The following is a 14,784-nucleotide window of genomic DNA, read 5'->3' as shown; positions in this document are numbered from 1 at the left end:
GTGAAATTAATAGGATTGTCCGGGTCGTTGATTGGATCAAAGACACCAGTGGGTGTGGATACGGTACTCCAATTCGTGAAAAATAATCATCCAGAAATTGAAGTGGAGCTCATAGATTTAAGAGATTATAAAGGGATCGAATTTTGCGATGGCCGCAAATTGGAGGATTATAATGAAGACACCCAGTCGGTGGTTCAAAAATTGATTGATGCTGACTTTTACGTAATCGGCACACCAATATATCAATCCTCTCTGACAGGTGTACTAAAGAATGTATTCGACCTATTGCCTGTGCAGAGCGTTTACAATAAAGTGATGGGTTTTCTAGCAACCGGGGGCACCTATCAGCATTATTTGGTTGTTGAAAATCAATTGAAACCGATTGCAGGCTTTTTCCGCTCCTATGTTGCCCCAAGCTATGTTTATCTGAATAGTGATCATTTTGATGCTGAGAATAACATTAAAGATACTGAAGCACTAAGTCGGCTGGAAAAATTGGCTGAAGAACTGGTCTTCATGCAGACTCAATTAAAAGCGTCTTCCGTCCTGAAATAAGCAAGGACTAAGTTGTACTTCAATAAAAGAACAAAGGTAGCCGTTCAGTGCGAGCGGCTACCTTGTTTATTCTACAACTTCAAAAGTTAGCAGAATTTATACATAAGAGGTGGAGTCCTCAAATTTATTTTTTCTAACGCGTGGCTTTTTCGCTTCCTCCGGTGTCTAATTAAATGTAAATCAAGAGGAGGTTCACCACCATGTCAGGAGCTCATGACACGAAACCTGTTTATCCGGATGAACAGGAAAGCATCACCATCTTTGAGAACACGTATGAACAATATCGTCAAAGAATCAGTAAATACTTCTCACTGAAATTGAATCCGTTGGTTGCAGATGATTTGACCCAACAGGTGTTTTTGAAAGCGGTCGAAAATATTCATAGCTTTAAAGGGTCCTCAAACTTATTCACCTGGATCTTTAAGATTGCTCAGAATACGGTGAAAAACGAATATCGCAGGTTATCTCGACAAAAAGAATCTCCTTATGATTTTACAGATTATGAATCCCAATCCATCTCCCTTGAATTTACGAAACATGTTGATATCCGAATTGATATTGGCTCCGCGTTAAAAAAGCTGGATGAGATTGATCAAGAAATTATTGCATTACGCTTTTTCGTTGACTGCACCTTGCCTGAAATATCCAAGATTGTTGGAAGGCGGGAGAGTGCAGTAAAGAACAGACTATACCGGGCTTTGGAGAAATTAAGAAAAGAACTGAAAGAGTGGGGGGACATTGCCATCATGTCTATTCAAGACCTGATTTCTATTGTAAATAAAGGTGTAAGCCACGAAACGAATGATCGTACGAAGAAAGTGCATCAAGATTTGTTCGATGAACTCAACAGTAGTGTTGAACGAGTGTCTACCAAATACAAACATCGTCCATCACAAAAAGTAGTCATTGAAATTTATCCCGATTTGCCAACGTTCCATCAAGCTGTCGGAGAAACTGATGCCCCCAATTGGTTTATGGGCACATATGAAGGGCGTACTCTGAAAATTGTCTCTCCATTGAACCCTGGACCGGAGCATACGTATCAATCCATTCTGAAAGGCACAGTCCACTTGTTCGCCATGTGGCTAATCAGCGATATTAATCCTGCAGCTCCGAAATGGATCAGACAGGGCATTGGTGGATATGAAGCTAAACAGATGTCCCAAGAATTCATTAAAGGTTCGACGGAAGATAGCATTTGCAACCAGTCGATTCCATCTTTTGATGAATTAAATAACGATACGTGGGATTTTGAAACGATGAAAGGCTTTCAGTTCTCTTATATGATGGTGGAATTTGTGGTTGAGCGATACGGAATAGAGGCATTAAACAAACTGATCCGTAATCCTCAAGATTTCGAAGGGATCTTTCAATGTAGCGAGACTGAGTTGCATGAGGAATGGGTGGAATATATCAAAATATAATTTGAATACCTTTGAAATGTTAAGTCCGGTGATGAACCGGGCTTTTTTCTATATGAGAAATGGTTATTGTAATATTATATAAACATATTTCAGTTCTTGGAGGGAGCTGCAGTTGAACACTACTTCGTCGAGCAAAAATAAATAAAATTACGAGTGTCTTGAAAGAATACAGAACAACGCATCGAATCCATGGACTCGATGCGTTTATTTTTACAACTGATTATACGACTTACCATCGACTGGTTCTAACCAAACCGTTTCTCCGGGTGTAATTGCCAAGTGTACAAACCAACTGTCTTTTGTAGCTCCATGCCAATGTTTTATAGTAGGGGAATATTAATTACATCCCCGGATTTAAGTAATTGTGCTGGTTTGCCTTCTTCTTGATACCAGCCCTCGCCACCAGTTACAATCAAAACTTGCCCAACTTTATGAGAGTGCCAGTTATTGCGAGCTCCTGGAGCAAAGGTTACACTTCCAATGGGTGCATTAAGTGGAGTCGGGTCAGTAAAGATCATTTGTAAGTATGCATCCCCGATAAAGTTTGCATCAACTTTTTGCCCTAACGGAAAGATGGCGGTCTTCTGTAATTCTTCATTTGTCATAATTGAACCCTGCTTTCTCTTAATGTTTGTAGATTTCTTTTGCGATATTAAATGCTGACCAAGCTTTCGGCCATCCAGCATAAAATGAAAGATGAGTGATAATTTCCGCAATTTCCTCTTTGGTTACTCCGTTTGCTTTTGCTTTTTGAAAATGAGGAGTTAACTGTTCGAAATTCCCGCCAGCAATCAATGCGGATACGGTTATCATGCTGCGATCGCGAGGTGATAATTCCTTCTCTCTGGACCAAACTTCACCAAATAAAACATCATCATTAAGTTCAGCAAATTTCGGTGCAAATTCTCCAAGTAATTCTCGGCCGGCGGTTTGTTTTTCGGGCATAAGCTCTTTACCTCCAATTCATTTCAATGTGCACATGACGAAGTATAGGCCTTAAAGTGAACTTTAAGTCAAGACACTATTTTTAGTTTTGTTCAAACTGTAGAAGTGTATACTAGAGGGAGAAACGAATCTAGGAAACTGAGGTTGATGCTATGACGTATTCCATTGGAGAATTTGCTGAAATTATTGGTATTAATAAAAGCACGCTCAGATATTATGAAATGGAAGGTTTACTTACTCCCCAGCGAGATGGAAATAATCTACGGGAATATACAGATCAAGATATCGGATGGGTTCGGTTTTTACTACATTTGAAAAATTCGGGAATGTCGATGGTAGAGCTAAAACAATATACTGAATGGCGTGCCATGGGTGAGGAGACGATGTATGATAGACTTCATTTGCTTGAACAGCGTAAGGGCAAAGTAGAACAGGAAATTCAAGCATTGCAAGAGAATCTGGATATCTTAAATCGAAAGATTATGTTCTATCACGATCAGATCAATGGGGATAAATATGAATTCGTTCTTTATTCAGAACAGAAGGAAGATGCTAAAGAAGAATCCACCTAACGCATCTTTAAAGGAGATTGTATGCCACAAGTGAAAAAGGTAATCCGAAGCAAGTGGTTTCTATGGATAACAGGTGTTGTCGTTATTTTGATTGCTGCTTTTTGCGTACTATCCTTCATCCTCGTAAATTCGGTATCGGCTACTTTCGAAACCGGAAGTGTTGAAGAGAGATATGCTCTACCCGGTACGTACGAGGTAGATACAATGGAGGTCAAGGACGAACAAGGCGAGAAGCTGTACAGGATTTATTCTCCGCAATCAACGGATGTCTCGCACCCACTCATTGCTTGGGGCAACGGAACGGGAGCTTTGCCTGATAATTATGATGAGTTGTTAAGACACCTGGCCGGTTGGGGATTTATTGTCATCGATACATACAGCCAAACCACGGGCACAGGTAAAGAAATTATGGCTGCCATTGAATATATGCTCAGTGAAAATGAAGCAGCTGTCAGCCCGTTTTACAAGAGGGTTCAGAAGGATCGAATTGCAGCGGCAGGACATTCGCAGGGGTCAACGGGCGTCATTAATGCTCATACGAATTTTGAGAACGGTAATCTCATCAGAACGATTGTATCGATTGCTCTGCCCGACCTGAAATATTGTGATCCAGAGGACGTGTATAATACTTCAGCGCTGAAGGTTCCATTTTTTGTTATGGGAGGGACCCGAGATTTTATCATCTCCCCGTCAGCTTCCAACCAATTGGCCTTACGTAATGCCAACTCGGATCTTCCGGCCTTAATGGCTATGGCTAAAGGCGCTGCACATACAGCGATAGAGCAGGATGGCGGTCAGCATCGAGGTTATTTGACAGCTTGGATGAGATATCAATTAATGGATGATTCGGAGGCAAGGGGTGCTTTTGTTGGCAATAATGCTGAAATAGAAACGAATGATCATTGGAAGGATGTTACCACCGCAAATTTGCAATAGTTATCGTTCACATCATTCGAAGGGGCTGTCCCAAGTCATAAAATGGCTAGGGACTGTCCTTTTTTGTTTGTATGAACGAGCGAGCTTTAAATTAAAGATAAGCACTTTTTTCCAACAAAATGCCAAATGAATGACAACGAAATGTTATTTCTATTTGTAACGGCTTACTTTATGCTAGATTTTAACACCGACTGAAGAGTCTGAATTTTCTCTGCGCTTACTGCTATGACGGTTAATCGATGGTAGATGAGAACAAGACCTTCAAGACGTAAGAATGCAAACGCATGTTGAGAATTTCGATGTATTTGTAAGCGATAACAAAACACGGACTAGGAGGAAATAACGTGAGAAAGAGTCGATTCATGTTCACGCTGATGGTCATTTTATTAATGGTTTCTTCGGTGCCGATCACAGCCACAGCGTATCAAAATCCACAAACGTTACCGGATGAATGGGGACAATACGGATTGGGAGATCCCTATGTATTGAAATTTAATGGATACTATTATCTGTATGTAAGTACAAGAGATACGGACGATGGTGTCAAAGTATGGAGCTCCAAAGACTTGGTGAATTGGTCGTACCGCGGCTTGGCTGCAACAGATCCCATTACGCATGGAGCTTATGCTCCTGAAGTCGTTTACTGGAACGGAATGTTCTACATGTATACATCTCCTGCCGGAAAGGGGCATTACGTACTGAGCAGCACGAGTCCTACCGGACCTTTCAATGTAGTGACTGGCAATCTTGGAAAGTCGATTGACGGTAATGTGTTCATTGACGATGATGGCTCGTTCAGCTTCTATCATGCCGCGCAAGGCCGCATCGATGCTGCACCGATGAGCAGCCCCACTCAGATCGGAACGAGTGCGTCAACAGGAGTGGGCATGGGAGGCTGGACGGAGGGCTCGACTGTCTTCAAACGGAATGGAAAATACTATATGACCTATACAGGCAACCACGTATTTAGCAAAGGATATCGGGTGGATGTGGCGGTTAGCACCACAGGTCCGAGATCCGGATATGTGACTGATAGCACCAACCCGGTATTAATACGTACGGAAGGCCCAACCGTGGGATTGGGACACAATACCGTAGTAACGGGACCCAATCTGGACACTCACTATATGATGTATCATAATTTGGAAGGTAACGGAATAATTGGACCACTGCGGCATCTGAACATGGACCGAATTGTATGGAACAACGATAAGATGATCGTGCTTGGTCCAACTTCAACGGATCAACCCAATCCGGAAATGCCTGTTTTCTACGACTACTTCGATCGTTCTGCCATCGGGAGCAATTGGAACAACGTGAACGGTGGTAATTGGGGCATCTTCAATCAGGAGCTCATGTGGCAAAATTCATTGGGCAGCTCAACTTGGTACAAACAAGTGACTGCTTCAACCAGCGCGTCCGATTATACGGCAGAATTTAACATGAAGGAAATGAATCGGGGAACTTCCACCAATCCGAGATATGGCGCTACATTCTCCTATACGGATGAGAACAATTATGGTGTTGCACTGATCAGTTCAAAGAACAAGAGACTGGAAACATTTTTCCGGGTTAACGGAGTGGATCAGGCTTGGCAAACATTCAATTTGCCCGCGGACTTCAATTATTCGAAATGGCATAACATACGCATAGAGAAGTCGGGATCTACGTTTAAATACTATGTAGACGGCATGTTCAAAGCAATGCGTTCCGCCAATGTAGGAGCAGGCAAAATCGGTGTTCTAACAGAGGATACGCATGCGGATTTCGGCTACACTGCCTTTAATAACGATGTGAATGGAAGCAGTGCATGGAACGCTTCCAAGCCGATTCCGGGCACGATCGAGGCTGTTCATTATATGAAAGGTGGCGAAGGTGTCGCTTATCACGATACAACGCCTGCTAATCTTGGTGGGGCTTATCGGACCGATGCCGGTGATATTCGTCTAAATAGTGAAGCACTGTTCAACTTAGGCTGGAACCAGACCGGAGAATGGTATAAATACAAAGTGAACGTAGAGACAAGTGGATATTATGATATTGATTTTCGCATGGCTACCGCGCTGGACGGGGCTCAAATTCGGCTGTGGGATGGTGCGACCGACTTGACAGGTATCGTCAATGTACCTAATACGGGTGACTGGGAGAACTGGAGAAACATATCCAAGAAAAAGGTCTATTTAAATGCAGGGCAGCGGGAATTAAAGGTTGAATTCGTAACAGGTGAGGCCGATTTCTCAAGAATGACGTTTCATAAAAATGTCGATGTGACCAGCGTAAGCGATAATTTTAACGACGGGGGCGATAATGGATGGACCCGGTTTGAAGGAACCTGGGCGGTAGAGAACGGTGAATACAGTGCAGCGAGCACTGGGCCTGCCAAATCTACAATCGGGGATTCGCAATGGGCAGATTATACGGTGGAGTCCGATATCAAGATGATCGATACAGGGGGTGACGGGGGCTTGCTCGTCCGAGTATCCAATGCATCCCACGGTACGGAGCGAGGCCAGAACAATTATGATGCTTTACAAGGATATTACGCCTATCTGACTACAAGCGGAGTCAGTCTGGGCAAGATGAATTATAATTGGGCGCTGCTCAAGAGCAATGCGCAATCGTATTCAACCAATACCTGGTATCATATGAAAGTTGTCGTTAAGGGCACCAACATCAAGGTGTTTGTCGACGATATGGTCAATCCGAAGATCGACTATACCGACAACAGCTTGAATCCGTTCACACATGGCAAAATCGGTGTCAGAACCGCAAATAAGCACACGCATTTCGATAACGTATCCGTTTCTCCTTGAGAAAGCAGCATGAAAATCAAGAATGAAACAGTTGTTACGAGAATTGAGGTGTATAAAAGAGTCGCCAATCGGCAGCTTTTTTGCCTTCCTCAGATCTCCTTCACCACCGCCATTTCCCAATAGCCAATTCATCAGATTTCACTGATAATGAAATGATGGAATCCAAAGAGGAAGTGGTTGGTAATGAAAAAGTGTGATCTGCTCATTGGATCTCATGTATCCTTTGGCGGGAAAGAGATGCTTCTGCAGGCGAGTAAGGAAGCCGCTTCTTATGGTGCATCTACTTTTCTGATGTACACCGGGGCACCGCAGAATTCGAAACGAAAACCTATTTTGCAATATAATATAGAAGCAGGCCATATGCACATGAAGCAGCAGGGCATTTCCAACATTGTTGTGCATGCTCCGTTCCTGATAAATTTGGCTAATAGCTACAAACGAGAGGTATTTGATTTTAGCGTACAATTCCTGCGGGATGAGATTGAGAGAACGGCTTCGCTTGGATCAAATCAGCTTGTTCTTCATCCCGGTGCCCATGTTAACGCTGGGGTAGACATCGGCATTCGGCAAATTATCCAGGGATTAAACGAAGTATTACAGGACGACAATTACCCTGAGGTCCAGATTTCGTTGGAGACGATGGCCGGAAAAGGGACAGAATGCGGAACAAGCTTTGAAGAACTGGCACAGATTGTCGATGGTGTACAACGGAATGAACGACTCTCCATATGTCTGGATACTTGTCATGTTCATGATGCAGGATACGACATTGTTCATCATTTTGACGGGGTACTGGAGCAGTTTGATAAGGTTATTGGCCTTGAGCGATTGAAAGTACTGCACATCAATGATTCCAAAAATGTGCGGGGATCGAGGAAAGATCGCCATGAGAACATCGGGCACGGGCATATCGGGCTTCAAGCTTTGGATTATATCGTGCATCACCCCCAGCTCGTGTCACTTCCAAAACTGCTTGAGACGCCGTCGATTGGCAAAATAAAATATAAGAATGCTCCTTATCGACATGAGATCGCCCTGTTAAGAAGAGAATGCTCCGAACCTGTGCAAAAAGAAGAGGACTCTTTAGAAAGCAGTAAGTAGAGAGTCCTAAAAACAATCGCTTAATCATTCCATGTTTATTCTCATAGGACATATGTTAAAATGGATGGAGCACGTTACTTTTTACTAAAAAGGAGGCCGCCATGCAGCCAATAGAGCCTCAAGACATCCAATCCCGGATCAATCAACTTCTGGATCAGGACCTATATTTACACCTCGAACTCACGTCAGGTGCTTACGCAAGTCACTTCGATAGCACCAGGCACCCGGGGTCGGCATTCATTTCCAATGCGGTCATACGATATACGCAAGGATCGATCTCCGGCACGGGGCCATATCGCGTAGGCTTAAAGACTACTCACGGCTGGATATACGCTGAGGGACTTACACACATTGACGAGCTGGAACAAGAACGACTCATTCTGGCTGGTCACGATAGTCAAGGAAAGCTGGTTGTAGCCTTACAACTTAGTCGGGAATTGTTCTGATGAAAGCGGAGGATCAAATAAGCATGAATAACAAACAGATTGAACATCAACGCATTTTAGTTGTGTTTCCCCATCCTGACGATGAAGCGTTCACTGCTTCGGGAACGTTGGCGAAATACATAAAAGGCGGAGCTCAAGTCACTTATGCTTGCCTGACTCTAGGGGAGATGGGACGTAATATGGGCATCCCTCCATTTGCCAACCGTGTCACCTTGCCAATAATTCGTAAGGATGAACTCATAGAGTCCTCCAACGCAATTGGCATTCAAGATTTAAGGATGCTCGGTTTTCACGATAAAATGATCGAGTTTGAAGACCCTGAACTGCTAGATGGCCATATCTTGGCGCTGATCAAAGAGCTTAATCCGTCACTGGTCATTACTTTCTATCCGGGGTATAGTGTGCATCCCGATCATGATGCAACCGGAGCTGCGGTTACGCGAACGATTGGTCGACTGCCCGCAGAAGAGAGACCTATTGTATACTGCTGTGCATTCTCCAACAATCATGAGGAGAGCATCGGGAAAGCGGATGTGATTGAAGATGTGAGCGGATTCCTTGCCGAGAAAATGGCGTCGATTCGAGCTCACCGTTCGCAATTCCAGGCGCCGGAACTTGTCGGCAAGCGGGAATTGGATGATGAACAAATCCGGAATCGATTTGGAAGAGAAGCATTCTGGACCTATAAATTCAATTAATTATTTTACTACAGTTTGCCAACATCTAATTTGCTTAAAAGTCGCCATTATGGCGACTTTTTTTGTTATAAGCAGGTCTTGTTCTCCCAATAGAGTCTTTTCCAAGTGGTGAATGGAGAAGGAGGGGAGAGTCATATCATGAGAACAGGGAGATGTTTGCAATATTTTATAAGTAAGTTCAAGGGATTTACAGTATGTGTATAAATCTATAAAGTATAAATACGGGTTTCCAGCCGCTTCCATGGGTAATAAAGTATTAACAATTAACTTGGAAGGAGTACTACAAATGAATGAATTTCGTTCTGTTTATATGAAGATCCCGATGTTTGTCATGTTACTTGCACTTACAGCTTGCTCTGGGGAAACAGAGCCGTCGGCAAACCCTGAACCATCCGCTGTAACCAATGAGTCGGTTTCAACTCCCACGACAGAAAATGAGGTAACCTCTGAAACGCCACGACCGGAGACAGAACGTTTTGATTTGATGACAGGGGAGGGCAATACATCACAAACGGCAACGTTGTATCAAGGAGAAGGTTTTTCACTGTACGTGTTCGAGAAATTTTCTTTTGACGCTGCCAAAGGCCGCTTGTCGCTGACAAGCAATCCGGACTACTATGTGGATATTGAACCACTGCCCTCTGATTATGATCTGAGTAAACTTGAGACAACAGGGCGAGAGGATTTGGAAAAAGCGGGCAAGGTGTCTGATTATAGTGGCGAATTGATCGAGCATCCGCTTGGTTTCGCTGAGCTTTATCTTCAAGCCTCGGGTGAAAACGGGATAAACGATTATATGGTCTGGAAATCTGAAAAAGGTGATGCTTTTTTATTCCGTCTTCACAATCCAAAAGGCGAAGAAGCCTCCGATTTCGCTGGTCCAGTGCTTGTTTCCTTATCTACTGTTCAGGGAGAATAGTAATTAGCGTTATCTGAAGGAGTGGACGTAGTAATGCAAACAATGCGAAGCAAACGAAGCAAACGACGAATTACAGTGATAGCTATCTTACTTTTCCTCATATTGTGCATCGCATTTATTTATGTTAATGACAAGGCTGGTGGATTGTCCGATTGGCGCATGTCCAAGGCAATGGGAATGAGTGAAGCCATGCATATTCCTATAGGAAAAACTCCTGAAGAAGCGATTGAGAGGTTTAGAGGTCATTATGATTCATTACAGATCATTCATCAAGAACCGGTAGACGGGGGAATGGTTTTGTTTAAACAAAAAACGAGTCAGGCAAATAGCAGCAATCTTCAGGTGGAGTATGCGAGGAAAATAGTATTCGGCTGGAAGTGGGGGTGGGGTGGCGGATATTCCATTGGTGAATCATCTCAATTCACGTCAGCGCTGGATTATATGAGCATACCTGAATTAAGTCATATATCGAAACCTTTTCCTATGCTGTTCGGACATATATTAGACCCCTCTATTAAGCGTGTTGCCGTCGAGTTCAAAGAAAATGAGAAACCAGTGGCTACCGAAGCTAAGCTGGTGGAGGTGGGCCCTGACAGCACAATCTGGTTTATATTCCTGCCCTCGTCTGCAACTATTCCGTATGAAATCAAGGGATTCAACGACAGAGGAGAGCTTGTAATCCATAAACAAATTGAAGATCCGAATGATATGGGTTCCATGGTTCTTGGAGAGAGTTAAGAAATGAACGTGTGGAGGACAATACAAAGGGAACAACCTCTTGATTAGAGGTTGTTCCCTTTTACGTTAAATGGATCTCCTGTTTTACAAAAAAATAAGTAAAAGAATTCCGACTGCGAAGCAATAGTATGAAAAATAAATCAGGTTCCCTCTAGCCATAATTCCCATAAACCATCTCATTGAGAAGTAGGTAACGATAAGCGTAGTGATGAACGCTAAAATGTAAGGTATAGCTAGCTGTGTACGCTGCGGATCGGTTACGATGTCAGATGCACCTAATATTACCCCGCCGATGCTAATTGGAATATAGAGCATAAAGGAAAATTTCAAAGCCGTTTCCTGTTTCATCCCGACAGCGATCGATGCAATGACTGTTGCACCAGAGCGGCTTATCCCCGGAATAAGAGCCACGGCCTGAGCCAGACCTACCAGTACTGCGTCTTTCACCGACAAATCGCCATCTCTTTTCCGCCCGCGAAGGTTTCGAATGAGCCACAGAGCAACCCCGGTGATCAGTAAACTAATCGCAACCGTATAAACAGAAGTGAAAATTTCTTCGATTTTATCCTTGAATAGCACAGCTCCGATCGCAGCAGGGAGAGTACCAATGATTATGTATAGACAAAACATGAAATCTGCTCTGTACGCTGCATTGCGAGAGATTAGGAATCGCCAGCCTCCGACAATAAGTTTTTTGATATCTTCCCGAAAGATAAACATAATGGCAATCAGTGAGGCCGTGTTTGTCAAAATTTCAAAGGATAATCCATTCTGCTTCATGCCAAGCAATCGTTGAGCAATAATTAAATGTCCACTTGAAGAAACCGGAATAGGCTCAGTAGCCCCTTGTACGATACCTAATAATACATATTTCAACCACAAAATAACGTCTTCCATTGTATCCTCCTACTCATATTTTCTTCATTTACCAACTCAGCATTCCATACAATCATAACGGTTATCTTTCAGAACTTGCAAATGTATAGAACCTACTTTCGATTGGCTTTGACATATTTAAGCTGGGCAACAATGATGACACTAATGATAACCAAAAGGAACCACGAACTGATCTTGCTAAAACTAACCAGCTGCCAGGAGTCGTGTTGGTCAGGATATTTCCAGCCATTAAAAAAGGTAGCTATATTTTCAGCCGTCCAGATGAAGAAACCTACGATGATGAAAGCGAGTGTAAGCGGCATGCGATAGGTCGTTAATCGTACCCGATAGATAATCCACGTTTTTCGAAAAACAATAAATACAAGAGCGGTCAACCACCAACGAAAATCGGGAATAAAATGATGTGTGAAAAAGTTGATATAGACGGCTCCACCTAACAGAACCGAAGATGTGAACCCGGGCCATCCAGTCATGTCCATACGCAATCTGCGCCATATTTGACACATAAAGCTTGCTACACTTGCATACATAAATCCACTATAAAGGGGAACACCAAAGAGCTTGGTATATCCAGGCTCAGGGTATGACCAGGATCCCATCCACACTTTATACATCTCCAGCACCAAACCAATCACGTGAAATATACATATGACTTTGATTTCATCACGTGTTTCCAATCCGCTCCGGTACATAAGGTATTGCACTGCTAATAAAATCAGCAGAATGGCATCATAGCGATAAAGAAAGGGGATCTGAATTACGCTAGAGAGGGCCAACGTTCCAAAGATCGCCACAGGAAAAATGCAACTCATCGCTTGATGATAACCAAAATGCAGCAGCTGTACTAAAGGTTTCAAGTTATGTTTATCTCCTTCCCCATGCCTTGTTCATAATAATATAGATATGAACCGTTTGTAAAAGAGAAAAAAAGATATATATATGTTCTTATTTTCAATTATAGCCGTATTCAAAGACAAACAAGGCCCCTCGTCAATCGGAGGAACCTTGTTTTTTGGGCTATTTCATTATGCATTTTCAGATAGCTTATAGGCAGATTTAATCGTATGTTCGATGAGCGTTGCGATTGTTACAGGTCCAACGCCGCCCGGTACAGGTGTAATAGCCGAAGAAGGAACAAAGCAAGCTTCATAGTCCACATCTCCGACATTCCCTTTGTTATAACCTGCGTCAATAACGACAGCACCCGGTTTAATCCAGTCTCCTTTGACAAACAGGGGTTTACCCACGGCTGCAATGACGATATCACCAAGCTTCACGATCTCTTCCAGATTCACAGTTTTAGAGTGGCAGGTTGTCACCGTTGCATTCCGGTTTAGCAGCATGGCTGAGACCGGCTTGCCCAGAATTGGACTTCTTCCGATGACCACCGCGTGTTTGCCCTCAATTTGAATATTGTAGAAATCCAGAATACGCATGATAGCCTGTGGTGTACAGGAAGGGAATTCGGCTTCTCCAAAAGCATTAAGTGCAAAACCGAGGGTCGTTACACCATCAACGTCTTTTTCGATACGAATGGCGTCAAAAGCTGCTCTTTCATCAATATGATTCGGGACAGGGTGCTGAAGCAAAATACCGTGTACGGAAGGGTCATCATTTAGTTTGTTAATTTCTTGAATCAATTCATCCGTGGTGGTATCCGCAGAAAGAACGACCTTAATGGAATGCACGCCTAAGCGAGCACAAGCATTTCCTTTCATACGCACATAGGTCGCTGAGGAAGGATCATCTCCGACGAGAATTGTAGCGAGACAAGGCTGAATGCCTTTTTCCTTAAGGATGCCAACCTTTGTGGCCATGTCTTCCTTCATAAAATCTGCTACCGTTTGTCCATTCAAGATCAGTGTGTCTGTACTCATTTTCACATCGCCCTTTCAACATAAAAAGAGGCAAGGAAATAAATATTCCTTACCTCTGCCCAGGCGTACGGCTTATTACAAACCATATGCTCCCTCACGGTTCACCGTGTTCGCCAGTCACATATGGTCGTTTGAATTGTTTAAATTTATAGTACTTGAAAAAGAAGAAATGTTCAATAGGTAATGGATCTCTCTAACATTCCAAATTTCCATAGCCAGAGAATATAGTTGATAACCGTTATCAATCATGATATATTGTTAACAAGTAAACTATTTAAGATTTAATTAGTGAATAATATAGATTATTTAAGGTTTTTTTATTGTTTACAAGTAAATAAGGGGCGATTGCAGAATGGATTCAAAAGATCGAACAAAACAGTTACTGTATGACCAATTTATCCGGTTTTTACATGTATATGAGAATCACAAGGATACGGAAATCGAACATTTTCTAAGTATCGCCCAGCGGGAAAGCATCGAGAAAATCCCCAGCATTTGACTGCAGTTCATATGATAGATTGCATTGGCAGGCATGAGCCCATTAACAATACGGGCATTGCCGAGGCGATGAATTTGTCCAAAGCAAGTATTACCAAGATCGGCAACAAACTGCTGGAGGAAGGATTCGTCAAACGTACGAAAATGAATGACAACAAGAAGGAAAGCTATTTCCGGTTGTCCCCACAAGGAAAGAAGATTTTTGAATTGCATGAACGTCTGCATGTACTTGAGGCTGAACGGTTCTATCGTTCTTTGGACAAATATTCGGAACCAGAGCTGAAAATAATACATCAATTTCTTCAAGACAGCAGCATGGATATGGAATCCAGATAAACCAAAGGAGAGTGAAGCGATTGAGTCTG

The 14,784-nt window shown here is 42.9% G+C and carries 15 protein-coding genes, 1 pseudogene and 1 riboswitch; of the genes and pseudogenes, 11 read left to right on the top strand and 5 right to left on the bottom strand.

Going from position 1 to position 14,784, the window contains the following annotated elements; all coding sequences use genetic code 11:
• On the top strand, window positions 1-555 hold the full coding sequence (locus ACTWJ7_RS19840) for an NADPH-dependent FMN reductase (RefSeq protein ID WP_301878655.1): 555 nt from the start codon (window positions 1-3) through the stop codon (window positions 553-555).
• A gap of 200 nt (window positions 556-755) precedes the next feature.
• Window positions 756-1,979 carry an RNA polymerase sigma factor gene (locus tag ACTWJ7_RS19835; protein WP_301878654.1) on the top strand — a complete coding sequence of 408 codons (1,224 nt, stop codon included), beginning with the start codon at window positions 756-758 and terminating at the stop codon, window positions 1,977-1,979.
• 210 nt (window positions 1,980-2,189) lie between these two features.
• On the opposite strand, the pseudogene ACTWJ7_RS19830 reads toward ACTWJ7_RS19835, so the two are convergent.
• Both ACTWJ7_RS19830 and ACTWJ7_RS19825 read right to left on the bottom strand, forming a co-directional pair.
• Window positions 2,190-2,584, bottom strand: a pseudogene (locus ACTWJ7_RS19830) (cupin domain-containing protein).
• Between the two features lie 19 nt (window positions 2,585-2,603).
• On the bottom strand, window positions 2,604-2,924 hold the full coding sequence (locus tag ACTWJ7_RS19825) for a carboxymuconolactone decarboxylase family protein (protein WP_079344512.1): 321 nt from the start codon (window positions 2,922-2,924) through the stop codon (window positions 2,604-2,606).
• A gap of 152 nt (window positions 2,925-3,076) precedes the next feature.
• Here ACTWJ7_RS19825 and ACTWJ7_RS19820 point away from each other — a divergent pair, with 152 nt between their 5' ends.
• The 8 genes from ACTWJ7_RS19820 to ACTWJ7_RS19785 all read left to right on the top strand — a co-directional run bounded on the left by ACTWJ7_RS19820 (window position 3,077) and on the right by ACTWJ7_RS19785 (window position 11,147).
• Window positions 3,077-3,496 carry a MerR family transcriptional regulator gene (locus tag ACTWJ7_RS19820; RefSeq protein ID WP_301247146.1) on the top strand — a complete coding sequence of 140 codons (420 nt, stop codon included), beginning with the start codon at window positions 3,077-3,079 and terminating at the stop codon, window positions 3,494-3,496.
• A gap of 21 nt (window positions 3,497-3,517) precedes the next feature.
• Complete coding sequence (locus tag ACTWJ7_RS19815; RefSeq protein WP_301878653.1) at window positions 3,518-4,432, top strand: poly(ethylene terephthalate) hydrolase family protein; 915 nt, start codon at window positions 3,518-3,520, stop codon at window positions 4,430-4,432.
• A 344-nt stretch (window positions 4,433-4,776) separates the two neighbouring features.
• The gene (locus ACTWJ7_RS19810; RefSeq protein WP_301878652.1) at window positions 4,777-7,245 is read left to right on the top strand and encodes a family 43 glycosylhydrolase; all 2,469 of its coding nucleotides are present in this window, start codon (window positions 4,777-4,779) and stop codon (window positions 7,243-7,245) included.
• Between the two features lie 183 nt (window positions 7,246-7,428).
• Complete coding sequence (locus tag ACTWJ7_RS19805) at window positions 7,429-8,346, top strand: deoxyribonuclease IV (protein ID WP_301878650.1); 918 nt, start codon at window positions 7,429-7,431, stop codon at window positions 8,344-8,346.
• 101 nt (window positions 8,347-8,447) lie between these two features.
• Window positions 8,448-8,792, top strand: coding sequence for a YojF family protein (locus ACTWJ7_RS19800; RefSeq protein WP_079344516.1), 345 nt, complete (start codon window positions 8,448-8,450; stop codon window positions 8,790-8,792).
• A 23-nt stretch (window positions 8,793-8,815) separates the two neighbouring features.
• Window positions 8,816-9,490, top strand: a complete 675-nt coding sequence (bshB2, locus tag ACTWJ7_RS19795) for a bacillithiol biosynthesis deacetylase BshB2 (protein WP_029881110.1) — start codon at window positions 8,816-8,818, stop codon at window positions 9,488-9,490.
• Between the two features lie 286 nt (window positions 9,491-9,776).
• Window positions 9,777-10,409: a hypothetical protein gene (locus ACTWJ7_RS19790; RefSeq protein WP_301878647.1), complete on the top strand. Its 633-nt coding sequence runs from the start codon at window positions 9,777-9,779 to the stop codon at window positions 10,407-10,409.
• A 33-nt stretch (window positions 10,410-10,442) separates the two neighbouring features.
• A complete protein-coding gene (locus ACTWJ7_RS19785; protein ID WP_301878646.1) occupies window positions 10,443-11,147 on the top strand; it encodes a hypothetical protein in 705 nt (234 codons plus the stop codon).
• 84 nt (window positions 11,148-11,231) lie between these two features.
• On the opposite strand, the gene ACTWJ7_RS19780 is transcribed toward ACTWJ7_RS19785, so the two are convergent.
• From ACTWJ7_RS19780 to ACTWJ7_RS19770, 3 genes are all read right to left on the bottom strand, one after another.
• Window positions 11,232-12,044, bottom strand: a complete 813-nt coding sequence (locus ACTWJ7_RS19780; protein WP_301878645.1) for an undecaprenyl-diphosphate phosphatase — start codon at window positions 12,042-12,044, stop codon at window positions 11,232-11,234.
• A gap of 92 nt (window positions 12,045-12,136) precedes the next feature.
• Window positions 12,137-12,901 (bottom strand): DUF817 domain-containing protein, encoded by a 765-nt coding sequence (locus tag ACTWJ7_RS19775; RefSeq protein WP_301878643.1) that lies wholly within the window; start codon window positions 12,899-12,901, stop codon window positions 12,137-12,139.
• Window positions 12,902-13,069: 168 nt separating this feature from the next.
• On the bottom strand, window positions 13,070-13,921 hold the full coding sequence (locus ACTWJ7_RS19770; protein ID WP_094936611.1) for a bifunctional 5,10-methylenetetrahydrofolate dehydrogenase/5,10-methenyltetrahydrofolate cyclohydrolase: 852 nt from the start codon (window positions 13,919-13,921) through the stop codon (window positions 13,070-13,072).
• Window positions 13,922-13,971: 50 nt separating this feature from the next.
• Window positions 13,972-14,052, bottom strand: a riboswitch (ZMP/ZTP riboswitch).
• A gap of 379 nt (window positions 14,053-14,431) precedes the next feature.
• Between ACTWJ7_RS19770 and ACTWJ7_RS19765 the strand changes: the two genes are divergently transcribed.
• Window positions 14,432-14,755 (top strand): MarR family transcriptional regulator, encoded by a 324-nt coding sequence (locus ACTWJ7_RS19765; protein WP_443145802.1) that lies wholly within the window; start codon window positions 14,432-14,434, stop codon window positions 14,753-14,755.
• Window positions 14,756-14,784: the final 29 nt, after the last annotated feature.

The organism is Paenibacillus sp. 1A_MP2 (assembly GCF_052244825.1).
GTDB lineage: Bacteria > Bacillota > Bacilli > Paenibacillales > Paenibacillaceae > Paenibacillus > Paenibacillus vandeheii.
The sequence above is the reverse complement of the archived record's forward strand: the minus strand, read 5'-3'. Positions and strand labels throughout refer to the sequence as shown.

What these genes read in the sequence shown, in the direction of transcription:
- ACTWJ7_RS19835 (WP_301878654.1), top strand. Translation starts at nt 756, where the DNA reads ATGTCAGGAGCTCATGACACGAAACCTGTTTATCCGGATGAACAGGAA.
- ACTWJ7_RS19825 (WP_079344512.1), bottom strand. Translation starts at nt 2,924, where the DNA reads ATGCCCGAAAAACAAACCGCCGGCCGAGAATTACTTGGAGAATTTGCA.
- ACTWJ7_RS19820 (WP_301247146.1), top strand. Translation starts at nt 3,077, where the DNA reads ATGACGTATTCCATTGGAGAATTTGCTGAAATTATTGGTATTAATAAA.
- ACTWJ7_RS19815 (WP_301878653.1), top strand. Translation starts at nt 3,518, where the DNA reads ATGCCACAAGTGAAAAAGGTAATCCGAAGCAAGTGGTTTCTATGGATA.
- ACTWJ7_RS19805 (WP_301878650.1), top strand. Translation starts at nt 7,429, where the DNA reads ATGAAAAAGTGTGATCTGCTCATTGGATCTCATGTATCCTTTGGCGGG.
- ACTWJ7_RS19800 (WP_079344516.1), top strand. Translation starts at nt 8,448, where the DNA reads ATGCAGCCAATAGAGCCTCAAGACATCCAATCCCGGATCAATCAACTT.
- bshB2 (WP_029881110.1), top strand. Translation starts at nt 8,816, where the DNA reads ATGAATAACAAACAGATTGAACATCAACGCATTTTAGTTGTGTTTCCC.
- ACTWJ7_RS19790 (WP_301878647.1), top strand. Translation starts at nt 9,777, where the DNA reads ATGAATGAATTTCGTTCTGTTTATATGAAGATCCCGATGTTTGTCATG.
- ACTWJ7_RS19785 (WP_301878646.1), top strand. Translation starts at nt 10,443, where the DNA reads ATGCAAACAATGCGAAGCAAACGAAGCAAACGACGAATTACAGTGATA.
- ACTWJ7_RS19780 (WP_301878645.1), bottom strand. Translation starts at nt 12,044, where the DNA reads ATGGAAGACGTTATTTTGTGGTTGAAATATGTATTATTAGGTATCGTA.
- ACTWJ7_RS19770 (WP_094936611.1), bottom strand. Translation starts at nt 13,921, where the DNA reads ATGAGTACAGACACACTGATCTTGAATGGACAAACGGTAGCAGATTTT.
- ACTWJ7_RS19765 (WP_443145802.1), top strand. Translation starts at nt 14,432, where the DNA reads ATGATAGATTGCATTGGCAGGCATGAGCCCATTAACAATACGGGCATT.